This is a genomic window from Sessilibacter sp. MAH1 (assembly GCF_054658315.1).
Genome location: NZ_BAAGIC010000004.1, coordinates 162,808 through 176,518, shown reverse-complemented (window position 1 = coordinate 176,518; position 13,711 = coordinate 162,808). Strand labels below are relative to the sequence as shown.

General features: G+C 42.0%; 10 protein-coding genes. 5 read left to right on the top strand and 5 right to left on the bottom strand.

Annotated elements, in window-relative coordinates; translation table 11 throughout:
* The first annotated feature begins 733 nt into the window (after positions 1 to 733).
* Both ACYQ28_RS05760 and ACYQ28_RS05755 read left to right on the top strand, forming a co-directional pair.
* Entirely contained in the window at positions 734 to 3,856 is a 3,123-nt protein-coding gene (locus tag ACYQ28_RS05760) for a TonB-dependent receptor (protein WP_460048719.1), read from the top strand.
* Between the two features lie 73 nt (positions 3,857 to 3,929).
* Positions 3,930 to 5,498 (top strand): hypothetical protein, encoded by a 1,569-nt coding sequence (locus ACYQ28_RS05755; RefSeq protein ID WP_460048718.1) that lies wholly within the window; start codon positions 3,930 to 3,932, stop codon positions 5,496 to 5,498.
* Positions 5,499 to 6,013: 515 nt separating this feature from the next.
* On the opposite strand, the gene ACYQ28_RS05750 is transcribed toward ACYQ28_RS05755, so the two are convergent.
* The 5 genes from ACYQ28_RS05750 to gltA all read right to left on the bottom strand — a co-directional run bounded on the left by ACYQ28_RS05750 (position 6,014) and on the right by gltA (position 10,176).
* Complete coding sequence (locus tag ACYQ28_RS05750) at positions 6,014 to 6,511, bottom strand: MOSC domain-containing protein (RefSeq protein ID WP_460048716.1); 498 nt, start codon at positions 6,509 to 6,511, stop codon at positions 6,014 to 6,016.
* Positions 6,512 to 6,755: 244 nt separating this feature from the next.
* Positions 6,756 to 7,628: a DUF4097 family beta strand repeat-containing protein gene (locus tag ACYQ28_RS05745; protein WP_460048715.1), complete on the bottom strand. Its 873-nt coding sequence runs from the start codon at positions 7,626 to 7,628 to the stop codon at positions 6,756 to 6,758.
* A gap of 11 nt (positions 7,629 to 7,639) precedes the next feature.
* On the bottom strand, positions 7,640 to 8,149 hold the full coding sequence (locus ACYQ28_RS05740) for a hypothetical protein (RefSeq protein ID WP_460048713.1): 510 nt from the start codon (positions 8,147 to 8,149) through the stop codon (positions 7,640 to 7,642).
* A gap of 48 nt (positions 8,150 to 8,197) precedes the next feature.
* Positions 8,198 to 8,719: an RNA polymerase sigma factor gene (locus ACYQ28_RS05735; RefSeq protein ID WP_460048712.1), complete on the bottom strand. Its 522-nt coding sequence runs from the start codon at positions 8,717 to 8,719 to the stop codon at positions 8,198 to 8,200.
* A gap of 179 nt (positions 8,720 to 8,898) precedes the next feature.
* Entirely contained in the window at positions 8,899 to 10,176 is a 1,278-nt protein-coding gene (gene gltA, locus ACYQ28_RS05730) for a citrate synthase (protein ID WP_460048710.1), read from the bottom strand.
* A gap of 1,017 nt (positions 10,177 to 11,193) precedes the next feature.
* Between gltA and sdhC the strand changes: the two genes are divergently transcribed.
* Genes sdhC through sdhA form a run of 3 tightly spaced genes read left to right on the top strand, consistent with a single transcriptional unit; the run spans position 11,194 to position 13,706 of the window.
* Complete coding sequence (gene sdhC / locus ACYQ28_RS05725; protein ID WP_460048708.1) at positions 11,194 to 11,568, top strand: succinate dehydrogenase, cytochrome b556 subunit; 375 nt, start codon at positions 11,194 to 11,196, stop codon at positions 11,566 to 11,568.
* Positions 11,562 to 11,930, top strand: a complete 369-nt coding sequence (gene sdhD, locus ACYQ28_RS05720) for a succinate dehydrogenase, hydrophobic membrane anchor protein (protein WP_460048706.1) — start codon at positions 11,562 to 11,564, stop codon at positions 11,928 to 11,930. The genes sdhC and sdhD overlap by 7 nt, the downstream gene beginning before the upstream one ends.
* Positions 11,931 to 11,933: 3 nt before the next feature.
* On the top strand, positions 11,934 to 13,706 hold the full coding sequence (sdhA, locus tag ACYQ28_RS05715; protein WP_460048705.1) for a succinate dehydrogenase flavoprotein subunit: 1,773 nt from the start codon (positions 11,934 to 11,936) through the stop codon (positions 13,704 to 13,706).
* The last annotated feature ends 5 nt before the right edge of the window (positions 13,707 to 13,711 follow it).

The following is a 13,711-nucleotide window of genomic DNA, read 5'->3' as shown; positions in this document are numbered from 1 at the left end:
TACAAAAAATGTTCTTATTATTCCAATATTGGAAATTTTTCTTTGTAAAGAAATGTTTATGTGATTTATTTTTGATCAAAATAAAGTTTTTACAATCGTTTTATCTGGGTGAGCATGCAAAATTGCTTGGGCGTATTGCGATTTATAACCTTATTAAGGCACACCATTCACTGAGTTGACCGGGTTTGTGAGTTGTTGCTCGGCTCAAAACAATTCAAACGTCGATGAATTTATACCCAGAAATTCTAGATAACTCGACAAATCTTGAGTTAATAACCGGCATGAACCTATCAAATTAAGTATGGGAACTCTGATTAAATCATGGATCAGTTAATTAGAGATTCCTCGGTATTGCTTCCTCTTTTTATAGGAACGTTTTATAGGAGTTTTTGATTAAATCACGGAGTGATAATTATTGGTTCCTAGACTCCTTCAAGTTTCCTTCATTCTGTATTTCTCTATTTAATGTGTTCAAAACTCGCAATTTTTTTGAACTTACGTTTATTCATTGTGGGTAATAAACGGCATTTTAACCGGTTAAATTCTGGTTTTAATTTCAAGTCGTTGTAAAAAAGGAAATTAGTTCCGAAATATTTCACTATGAAACATTAGTGTAATAAACACCGACTAATCTAGCGCCAAATTCGATGCGCCACAAGAAATTACATCAGACGACAAACCTCGTTGATTGTGGTGACAGCTTGATACCTGACGCAAAATATATGAGGTGTAAATGAAAAGGTCGCTAACCAAAAGTTTGGTCGCGGGTGCAATCGCGCTTAGTGCTGGCTCTGTTTTGGCCGAGGACGAGCTGATTATTTACGTTTATAAAAATGGCAATGCTGCCTCAGATATTACTGTTAAATTAGATGGTCAAGCCGAGAAAAATACCGTTACAGGTGGTGCTGCGACATTCGATTTGGACGCTGGCACGCACAGTATTCAATTAATTGAAAATGGTAAAACAATTCACAGCTTTCGTTTTAATAGTGGGCAAGGTCAATTAACCGATATTAATGTCGCTATAGATGAAGGTGTTGCACCTAAGGTTGCGGTTGAATCTTTTAGTAAAATTGAAACGGCCACCGAGAAGCGTTCTGCTCCGCAAGGCATAATTACTGGCCGTGTTACTTCTCAAGGTCAACCCGTTGCCAATGCGACTGTCTCTATAGACGGTGCGGACGTATCAACATCCACCGACGAAGACGGTGTTTATAGCATTTCTATAGCGCGCGGTGTTTACTCGGTTACAGTTTCTCATCCTGAAATGAAATTGGCTGAGCTGTCTGACATTCGTATTGTTTCCAACACTACTAAAGGCATAAATGTTACTTTATCGCCGCGTTCGGCTGGTGTTGCGGGTATTCAAATTGCGTCTCCAGATATTGAAGAAGTTACCGTTTTAGCAAAATATAACCCAAACGCATATGGTGAAAGCGAACGTTTTTCTTTAAACGTGGTTGATACTTTGGGTATTGAAGAGCTTGCTCGTTTTGGCGGTTCGGATATTGCCTCGTCTGTTATTCGTTTACCATCGGTTACTATTCAAGACGACAGCTTTGTTTTTATTCGTGGTTTAGGTGGTCGTTACGTTACGACAACTTTAAATGGTGCGACCTTACCAAGTACTAACCCAAATCGACGTTCAGTTCCGTTGGATTTATTTCCGTCGAATATTGTTAGCCAATTAGATGTTAAGAAAACCTTTTTGCCGCATTTACCCGGTGAAAGTACCGGTGGTAATTTGGTTATTAATACTCGTACCTTCCCAGATGAAGGCGCAGGTAAGCTGTCAATTAAAACCGGTTTTGTTACCGATCTTACCGGTGAGACTGTAGCTTCAGATCCAGCAAACGGTGATTTTGATTTCTTAGGTTTTGATGACGGTTCTCGTAACGAACCTCTTGCGGTTGAAGCCATTGCTTTGGTTTTAAATCCAACTCTTTCTTTAGGCATTGATGGTGGTTCAACAGGTACTATTGAGCAGCCATTTAGTGAAGAAATTGAAAGACAATTGCGTCAAGCCGCTGGTTTTTTTCTCACCGATAATTTCGATTTAGATGAAACTACCGCAACGCCTAATTTGAGTTTGTCAGCAAACTACGGCGATTTTACCTACATTGGTGATAATGAATTAGGCTACTTTGCGGCAGTCAACTACAAAACCAGTTACGAACAAAAACGTGATGGTATCTCGAGAACCTATACCACAGCTGGCGACGGCACTATTAGTGATGATTTCGAATTTGATGAAAATACTTTCAAAGTTAATATAAGTGGTCTTTTATCGTTTGGTTACAATGTTGGTAATAATTCTTTCGAATCCAACACCGTTGCCTCTCGCGTAACCTCGAACCAAGTTCGAGTTTCAAATGGTACGGATGGTGACTCCGGTGAAGACAGTTTTCAGTATTTTATCGATTACGAAGAGCGCCAATTTATTTCTCAGCAATTTGCTGGTGAGCATTTCTTAAATGCGAACGGTGACTTTACTACCGATTGGCAAGCAAGTATTAGCCAAACTATACGATACGCACCGGATCGTCGTGAGGTGCAATTTAACCTAGAGCAAGACGACGAGCCATTCCGATTGCAGCTGGCTAACACTTCACGTCGTTACGACGAATTAGAAGATTACAATTACGACGTTTCTAATAATTACGAATGGTTAATTAATTCTGATGGAAGTTTTGATCAGACATTAAGCTTTGGTTGGCAATATATTTTCAGAGAGCGTGATTCTGAATCTACAACCTACGGATTTAGACATACTGCAAATTCAGATCTAACACTAGCACCTAATTTGTTGGTTTCTGAAGTGATTAATGATGATAACAATACCGGCGACCCAGGTACTGGTTTGCAATTTGTTGATAGAACTCTGCCGAGCGATTCTTATGATTCTGAATTAACTCAATACGCGGGTTATATCACCTACGATTTATTCATTAATTCTGAGTTTCAATTTATTGTCGGCGGTCGTTACGAAGACTTTGAATTAATCACTGATACCTTCGAATTAACCGGTGCTCAAAGCGCGACGACTTCAACTATTGATGAAGCTACGTTTTTACCGGCCTTTGGTTTTAACTGGATTTATTCAGACGAGCAACAATTACGCTTTGCAGTTTCTAAAACCGTGAGCCGTCCAGATTTTAAAGAAGCTTCTAGTGCAACCTTCTACGATAACGAATTTAATTTCCGCGTACGTGGTAATCCAAATCTAAAAGTTTCAGAAGTATTTAACGTTGATTTACGTTGGGAATACTACTGGTCAGATAATAGTAATGTGAGCGTTGCAGCATTTTATAAAGATTTTAAAGATCCCATCGAACGTGTAATTTTGGTTGCATCGGGTACGGCTGGTAACTCCAGAACTTTCGAAAACAGCGATAGTGCAGAATTATTTGGTGTTGAAGTCGATGGACGAATTGATTTTCCACTCAATGAATCTCTGACACAAACCATTTTCGTGGCGAGTAACGCCAGTATTATTGATGCCGAAACCACCTTGTTGGATGGCTCAAAGAGAGATTTCCAAGGCGCGCCTGATTATACCTTTAACTTAATTTTGGGTTGGGATGATCTTGAGCGAAACCAAGAATTTACGTTGTTATTTAACCAAAACGGTGAGACGGCAAAAGATTCTGGTCGCGGAAATCAAGGTGATGTAATTCAAGAATCATTCGCCGATTTAAATTTCACTTATAAAAAGACTTTTGCTAACGAATTAACCTTTACCGCAAAAGCCAAAAATATTCTTGATTCTGAAGTCGAATTTACCCAAGACGGTTTGACCTTCCAGAGTTATAAAAAAGGTGTCGAATTCGAAGCCGGCATCGAATGGGATTTCTAACTACAGAGCAGTTGGAAAAATCAACTAAGTCAATACAAATCTAAATCACATACGTGACATTCTAGGAGATGTTATGGATATCAAAAAACTCGTGCTGGCAACAGCAGTATTTGGCTCTCTAGGCGGATTATACGGCTGCTCTGGGGATGAAGATGCGAACATTACTATCGACGACAACAGCGTAACAACCACTACAAACAACAACACCAACAATACAAACACTGGTGGTGATGATACTAACGCTGGGTTCTTTGATGACCAAGCTGCGATCGATGCATCCGTTGCTGCTATTCCTGGTGCAACTACTCGTTCAGTGGTACGTACTAATCCAGCTACCGGCGCTGACGTTGCAGTAACCGCAGTACAGCTACCAGCGGAAATTTTGGTTGATGTTACTTTAGACTCAGACGTGCTTTATTTCTTAAATAGCCGCGTAACCGTGGGTAACGGTAACCAAGAAATGAGTGCAACCGATGGTATTTTAGCAGATGGCGTGACTGAGGTTACTTCTGCAACTATTACCATTGAAGCTGGTACTCAAATTGTTGGTAATAGCGATACCTTCGCGAACTTATTAATTACTCGTGGCTCGCAAATTATGGCTATGGGTACAGCAGCTGAGCCAATCGTATTCAGTTCTGACGATACCGACATCGACGGTTCTGGCGAGTGGGGCGGTCTTATTATTCAAGGTTACGGTCGTACCAATCTTTGTGAATATCCAGAAGATGATGGTGTGAGTGCGGCATTAGTGTGTAACTTTGATGGTGAAGGCGAGTCTGGTTTCGCAGGTGGTCACGATAACGCAGATAACAGCGGCGTGTTGAATTACGTGATTGTTGCAGAAGGTGGATTTGAGTTTGCTGTTGGCGATGAAATCAACGGTATTTCATTCCTTTCTGTAGGTTCTGGTACTGAAGTTGATTTCGTTCAAGTTCATAACAACTCTGACGATGGTATTGAGTTCTTCGGTGGTGCAGTAAATGCCTCTCACTTGGTATTAACCGGTAACCAAGACGAATCTCTAGATTGGGATGAAGGCTACGTTGGTAACGTTCAGTTCGCAATTGCGGTTCAAAACGATAATTCAGACTTCGGTATTGAAGCTGATAGTTTGGGTAACCCTGGTCCACTGTCTGCTCCAACCATTGCTAACGCGACTTTCTTAGGCGCGGGTCGTGGCGCTTCTATTCTGCACAGATTACAACGTACCACTGGTGCTTTTGTTCATAACTCTGTATTGACTTCATTAACTGGTGATCCAGTATCTACATCTTGTGTTGTTGTTGAAGATCAAGCGACTTTGGATAATGCAGCTGGCATGAACCCTTCAATCGTTTACAACAACATCATCGCCGATTGTGCAACTTTCCAATTTAACGATTTTACTCCTGTTGATCCAACCGTTGCGATTGATGAGTCTACCGTTTTCTCTGTGTCTGCTATGATCGACGGTATTCTAGCTTCTGGCGCTGCTGAAGCGGCTCTTGCTGCTCCAATTGATTTCGCAGCGTTCAATGCTTCAAACACTTCAAGTACTGCTGACGTTAACTTCTTAGAAGCAACTGACTACATTGGTGCCGTTGAGCCAGGTGCAGCTACCTTGTGGTATGACGGCTGGACTGTAGACGGTTCTCTATAATTTAAATAAGTGGGAGTTTTACTTACACAGGGACGTGTGAAACTCTAAAAATTAACAACTCGATTGATAGTCGTTAATTTATAAGAACTTTTAAACCCGAGTCTAGGCTCGGGTTTTTTATTTCTCATAACGATATTTGATGTTTGGTTTAGGATAGTCTTTAAGAAAATTCTTATTGATTTATAGTTCTTGAAGTTTGGAAAATACTGGAAATCGCATTTTTCAATTTTTAACTTCTGATTAACTTAAGAATAAGTTGATCAGTGGTTCCTACGGTTATTTGCACAATTAAATTACCGGAATCTCTGATTAACTCATCCCTGATTTAATCAGAGAATAGAAATTGAAAATGCGATTTCCAATTTCTTCACTATTTCAATCACTTACCGTTCTTGAAATTGGCAACACATCCATGTGTCGCTGGAAGCTCTAAGTTAATCAGAGCTTCCTACCGTTATTCTTCCTTTTTTATTCATAAACTCAGTGTTGATGGCAATGTTTTTTGAGTGATTTTGCTATTCGATGATTGGTATTACTAAGTCACCTAATTTAAACTTTCCACTCTTAATTATTTTTGCACAAATTCCGCCGTGTCCAATCATTGCTGCCGTAGCACCGGTTCCTAGAGCTTTTTCCATTCTTGAACATGGATGGCAATGTGCCGTTCCTTCAAATATTGCGTCGCCAATTTGAAATTTCTGATGACGCAGTGCCAACAAATTAATGCCGGAAGTCACTAAATTTCGTCTCAGTAGGCCGGGTTGTATTTCGTCTTTATTCAAAATTTTGCACAGTAAGCTGATGTGCTCGTTACTGATTAATGTAATTTGTCTCGCGCTTTCGGGGGTACCATTGCAACGGCGATCGCCTTTTAATCCTAAGGTTTCTAACGCTTCACCTTCTTGAAGCTCAATCATGGGTTCACGTCGTTCTGGACGCGCACCAATCCAAATTAATTTTCCCGGCTGCATAGACGGAAGGTAGCGGCTGAATAATTTTTGTTGCGTTGTCATGATGGGCCTTAAGACGATATTTTTATCAGGTTAGAGGATAAATCGCGAAAGTGAAAATATAACGAGACAAAATTCTTTCGCCAATCTGTCAGTATTCTAATTCGTTATGGTCGGTGAATATTGTGTAGAAGGAAGCTTTTTTCGGGCGATTGAAATGTGAGGAGAAGTTTTAGAGCTGGGCGAAAGCTGAAGCTTTCGCCGGAAGGTGAGATGCCAGCAGAATAAGTGCTTAGGTGCCGTAGATTTATTTGATAGAAATATTACCGCTAACAGTAGAGATGCTAATTTCACCTGTGGGTGAACCGCTGTTAAAAGTAAGAGAGCTTCCTAGCCAGCGCTTTTGATCCGCTTTGTCTTCGGTGAAAAAGTTTTTGATATTGCCGTTCATGGTTTCTATTTCGAAGGAAGCATTAACGGAATCTAAAAATGACACATCGATATCGCCACTAACAGCAGACCATTCTAGGCTTAAACGGTCGTTGCCGGTGTAGGTTTTTGTTTCAATATCGCCAGACACGGAGCTGAATTCGGCTTCAGAAAGTTTGCCTTGATTGTTAACATCAATATCGCCTTGAATCGATTCGATTTCCATGCGGGTTGCCAGGCCGTCGTAGGAAATATCGCCACTCACAGATTCAATAAAGACCAAACCTTCGTGATCCATTACGCCAATATCACCGCTGACTGTATCAATGTCTAGGCGGGCGCGATTACCAGAAATGCGAACGTCGCCACTGACGGTTTCTAATTTAATATCGCCTTGGATTTTATTAATAATAAAGTCCGTTGCGGTGCCTTCAGCTGAAATCTGGGCTTGTTCCGGCAGGAATACAGTTAAAATACTACCGGATGAGCGGCCTGAGTGTTGCTGTGATTCAACCAGAATACGAACGTTATTTTCGGAGGCTTCAAAAATAAATTCTTTGGCGTGCTCATCTAAAACACCGCTAACTTTAACTTCCGGTCTGTCCCAGCTTTCGATATTAATTTTGCCCTTAGCATTTTGAATTTCTACGCGTGGGGACGTGCCTGTGGATTTTTTCTCTTCGATGCTTTGTCCGGCGGCAAGTGCTAAACAAGGCATTGTAAAAAGTAGGGTAGAAATAAGTTTCAACATGAATAATATCCTTACAATGCGATTGTATTGGCGCGATTAACTAAATTGATCTGCTGTTTTGATAGATCTAACAATTTTTTATTCAACGATGGATCATCGGGAGCTTCTTTTAACGCGTTACGAATTTGAGCCAAGGCCATTTCGATAATGGCGAGGTTTTCACGAATAACGACCTGTTCTTGAGTATTTTCAGAGCACGATTCTATTTCGGTATAGCTAACAGGGCTTATAAATGAATTATTAACCGTCGCGGGAGCCGATTTAATTTCGGCAAGCTCGGTAGAGAGTGATTCATTGATTTGTGAAACTTGCAGTGAATAAATAAGGCTTATTGCACAAACCAAAAATGAAGCTGCAACAGCAAGCTGTGGTTTTGCCCACCATGCTACTTGCTGTTTTATGGGTAGTTTTGCGTGTATCTCTGGCCATAAATCGGTAGAAGGTTCGAGTCTTCTACTTTTTAATTGCGCAAGTTTTGCGTCTAATAAATCGTCAGAGATGTGGCTGTCTTTGTTGGTCATTTTAAACTCGGTCTAATGATGACTAAATTTCTGTATCTATATTGGTTACTAAACGGCATCGCCGAACCAAGATTTAAGAGCACTTCTTGCTCTGTGCAGTTGGGCTTTGCTAGTGCCAACGGCGATATTTAACATTTCCGAAATTTCTTCATGGGTGTAGCCTTCTATGCTGTAAAGCACTAATACAGCGCGTGCTCCTTCCGGCAATTTTTGAATTGCTTTTTCCAAGTCACCGTCGATATCTAACGGTGCGGTCGCTTGATTGTCATCCGTGTTGGGGTCAATCTCTTCCTCCAACTTAGCTTTACTTCTGCGCAGTGCAGAAATCACGACATTGGCAGTAACACGATATAGCCAGGTTCCAAATTGACTCTCGCCTTTAAAGCTTTCGATTTTGTTCCAGGCGCGCACAAAAGCGTCCTGACTTAGATCTTCCGCCCAGTGGCGGTCACCGCATAATCGATAGGCGAGCGAATACACTCGTGAATTGTGTATCCGATACAGTTGTTCAAATGCCTTGGTGTTGCCCTTCTGTGCAGCCTTCACCAGTTTTGTTTCTGTCGTTTCCAATGGCTGTACTTATATCCGTTTTAGTTTGAAGTTAAGACGTGAGGTAGACGCTAAAAGGTTTACAAAATATTTTTGAAGGAAGATGTTTTGAAACGAGAAGGGAGTTATAGCAGTAAAACAGAAAGGATAAAAAAGAAAAACCAGCACAAGGCTGGTTTTTCTGAAGCTTAATTGAACAATTAAGCTGGGTAGTCGCGTGAGGTGTAACCAGTGTACAACTGACGTGGACGACCGATTTTGTATGCACCGCTGATCATTTCATCCCAGTGTGCAATCCAACCTACAGTTCGGCCTGTTGCGAAAATAACAGTGAACATTTCGGTAGGAATACCAATCGCTTTCATGATGATGCCTGAGTAGAAGTCTACGTTCGGGTAGAGTTTCTTCTCAATGAAGTACGGATCTTCCAGAGCGATTTCTTCTAGACGTTTTGCAACTGCTAGCAATGGATCATTATCTAGACCAAGTTCGGCTAGTACTTCGTCACAAGTGGTTTTCATAACTTTCGCACGTGGGTCGAAGTTTTTGTATACACGGTGACCGAAGCCCATCAAGCGGAATGGATCATCTTTGTCTTTTGCTTTTGCAACGAACTTATCGATGTTTTCAACGCTGCCGATTTCGTTAAGCATGTTTAGAACAGCTTCGTTCGCGCCGCCATGAGCAGGACCCCAAAGTGCGGTAATACCAGAGGCGATACACGCAAATGGGTTAGCACCAGAAGAGCCAGCAAGACGAACAGTTGATGTTGAAGCATTTTGTTCGTGGTCTGCGTGCAATAGGAAGATTTTATCCATTGCGCGAGCAAGAGTAGGGCTAACTTCTGCTTCTTCGCACGGAGTACCAAACATCATGTGCAGGAAGTTTTCTGCGTAGCTTAATTTGTTGTTTGGATACATGAATGGCTGACCTTGAGAATGCTTGTAGCACATTGCAGCAAGAGTCGGCATTTTAGCGATTAGGCGGTGAGCAGCGATAGCGCGGTGTTCTGGGTTAGAAATATCGGTTACATCATGGTAGAAAGAAGCCATTGCACCAACAGCGCCACACATCATCGACATTGGATGAGCGTTGTGGTGGAAGCCGCGGAAGAAGCGGGCCATGGATTCATTAACCATTGTGTGGTTAGTGATGATGTCTACGAATTCTTGCTTTTGTTCTGCTGAAGGAAGTTCTCCGTTTAGGAGTAGGTAGCAAGTTTCAAGGTAGTCCGATTTTTCGGCAAGTTGTTCAATGGGGTAACCACGGTGAAGTAGAACACCTGCGTCGCCATCGATGTAAGTGATTTTAGATTCACAGGATGCGGTGGAAACGAAACCAGGGTCATAGGTGAAATAACCCTTGCTGGTTAAGCCACGTACATCGATAACATCAGGGCCGGTTGAGCCAGTAAGGACTGGCAGCTCTATTTGTTCGTCCAAACCCTCGACCGTAAGGTAAGCTTTCTTATCAGTCATAACGGACTCCTATAATAATTGCAAATTGTCTAAGCCATTGGAAATTGGTACAGGCTGTTGAATCGAAATCGTACTGCCTCGTAATTTGAATTTGTTGTTTTTATGAAACAACAAACCTGATTTTTTGGACGGATGGCATCCTTTTTGATTGTAGTGTCGCTCGCGTCTGTTCGACCCGGCGGCAAAACTATACGGCGGTAAGGATGAAAGTCAACGGATAGATCTACTCAAGAGTTCAATTAGATTGGTCTATTCAGATAGATGCTTCTTGCTGACAATAACGACTAATTTTCGAATTTCCTTCCTTTGAGCTAATTTCACTGTAGTTTGAATTTAGCTAAATCTCTACGTCTGGCTCGGTTTCTAGACGGCTTCTCAATAAATTATGTCTATTAAAACTAAATATTGCAGACATTGAAATTAAGCTTTGGTCTATAAAATTTGAGCTTATTTCGAATTTTATTAATGCGACTAAAGTCGGTATCAGAAATACCATACAACCTTTTCACGACAGAAAACAACAGCTGTCAGTAGCCATAGACGGCTATAACGGTAATGAAATTAATGAATAATCACTACTACCTGTAAGAACTAATTGGATAGTAACAATGCATTTTACACGTCAAGTGTAAGCATGTTGTGAATTTTTTGTTGAATTTTGTTCTTCGATTTGACGAATTGCGGGTGAAAATATGCCGATTTCGGTTAAAAGTGGAAATTTTTTAATTAATTTTTTTTGACTTTTTGGTTTCTGAAAAAGTGAAAAAGGCGTCAACCCTGCGGCTCTAAAGGGTTTTTCTCATTTTTGTTGCCTCGGTTATATACATCATCCGTAAGTTGGACTAATTGTAATTTCGAAGTCATATATCTATAATTTCGCGCGTTCTTACAGGGGGAATTACGTGCGAAATTCGCTAGATTCCACAGCTTGTGAGCGAGGCATTTCCCGCCGACTATACAAAAATAGCCTTTCTTGAACTGGCTCCCTTTTGGTAGCGAAATAAGGTAGCACTAACCGTGAACAAAAAAAGACCTGTAAATCTAGATATCTCAACTATCAACCTTCCTATCACCGCTTACGTTTCTATCCTTCATCGTGTCTCTGGCGTCATTCTTTTTGGCGTTGTTGCATTATTGCTTTGGGCATTAGGCACAAGCTTGAGTTCCGAAGAAGGTTTTGACAGTGTGAAAGAAGTCTTCGCCAGTCCTTTAGTTAAGTTAATTATTTGGGCTAGCTTGGCAGCACTTGCGTATCACCTAGTTGCTGGTGTACGTCACTTAATCATGGATGCCGGTATCGGTGAGTCCCTTGAAGGTGGTCGTGCTGGTGCAAAAATCGTTGCTGTAGTGGCAGTTATATTGATTCTGTTAGCGGGAGTTTGGGTATGGTAACAGCAGTTACGAGTTTTGGACGTAGTGGACTTTACGATTGGTTAATCCAACGTATCAGTGCTGTTGTCCTGGCGTTATACACATTATTCATAGTCGCGTATTTAATCGCGAATCCAGGTTTAACTTACGAACAATGGGCCGGTCTTTATGATCAGCTTTGGATGCGTATATTTAGCCTTGTTACTCTCCTTTCTATTATTGCTCACGCTTGGATTGGATTGTGGTCGGTTCTTACAGACTATTTAACGTATCGTGCGATCGGCTCTAAAGCGGTTGTAGCTCGAATTGTGGCACAGGTGTTTTTGGGTGCTGTGGCTATTGTATACACCGTTTGGGGTGTTGAGATATTGTGGGGTCTATAAGTCATGGCTAACATGAGAACTATTTCTTTTGATGGCATCGTTATCGGCGGTGGTGGTGCGGGCATGCGCGCTGCGTTGCAGATGGCGCAATCTGGTTACAAAACTGCTGTAATCACTAAAGTATTTCCAACTCGTTCGCATACAGTATCGGCACAAGGTGGTATCACCTGTGCGATCGCTTCTTCAGATCCTAACGATGATTGGCGCTGGCACATGTACGATACCGTTAAAGGTTCCGATTATATCGGTGACCAAGACGCTATCGAATACATGTGTTCAGTAGGTCCAGAAGCTGTTTTCGAACTTGAGCACATGGGTCTTCCATTCTCTCGTACCGAAGAGGGTCGTATTTACCAACGTCCTTTTGGTGGTCAGTCTAAAGACTTCGGTAAAGGTGGTCAGGCAGCTCGTACTTGTGCAGCGGCAGACCGTACTGGTCATGCGCTTTTGCATACTCTTTATCAAAACAACGTTAAAAATAACACCGTATTCCTTAACGAATGGTTTGCTGTTGATTTGGTTAAAAACCAAGACAATGTTGTGACTGGTGTTATCGCAATTAATATCGAAACCGGCGAAACCGTTTACGTTAAATCTAAAGCTACTGTATTTGCTACAGGCGGTGCTGGTCGTATCTTCGCCTCTACTACAAACGCACACATCAATACTGGCGACGGTGTTGGTATGGCTCTACGTGCGGGTGTTCCTGTTCAAGATATCGAAATGTGGCAGTTCCACCCAACCGGTATTCACGGTGCGGGTGTACTTGTTACTGAAGGTTGTCGCGGTGAAGGCGGTTACTTGATTAACAAAGATGGTGAGCGCTTCATGGAGCGTTATGCTCCTAACGCAAAAGACCTTGCCGGTCGTGACGTTGTTGCTCGCTCTATGGTTCTAGAAATTCTAGAAGGCCGTGGCTGTGGCCCTGATGGCGATCACGTATTCTTGAAGCTTGATCACCTAGGTGAAGAAGTTCTTGAAAGCCGTCTGCCAGGTATTTGTGAGTTGTCTCGTACCTTCGCGCACGCAGACCCAGTTAAAGTGCCAATTCCAGTTGTTCCAACGTGTCACTACATGATGGGTGGTATTGCTACTAACATTCATGGTCAAGCGCTAACTCAAGATGCTCAAGGTAACGATCAAGTTATCGAAGGCTTGTATGCTTGTGGTGAGATCGCGTGTGTATCTGTTCACGGTGCAAACCGACTTGGTGGTAACTCCTTGCTAGACTTGGTTGTGTTTGGTCGCTCCGCAGGTCTTTACATTGAGAAAGCACTACGTGAAGGCATCGAGATGCGTGAAGCTTCAGATTCTGATATCGAAGTTGCAATGGCTCGCTTGAACAAAGTTAACAACTCCACCTCTGGTGAGAATGCTTCTGTACTTCGTAAAGAGCTTCAAACCATTATGCAAAACCACTTCGGTGTATTCCGTCGCGGTGATTACATGCAAGAAGGTGTTAAGAAGTTGGCTGCTTTACGTGAGCGTATTGAAAACGTTTACCTTGAAGACAAGAGTAATGCATTCAACACCGCTCGTATCGAAGCACTTGAGCTACAAAACCTTCTTGAAACTGCTGAAGCAACTGCTATCGCAGCGGAAGAGCGCAAAGAGTCTCGTGGTGCTCACGCCCGTGAAGACTTCCAAGAGCGTGATGACGAAAACTGGTTGTGTCACTCACTTTACTTCCCAGGTGAAAAGCGCGTTACAAAACGTCAGGTTAACTTCGCTCCAAAAACTGTTGAGCGTTTTGAGCCTAAAGTGCGTACCTACTAATTTCG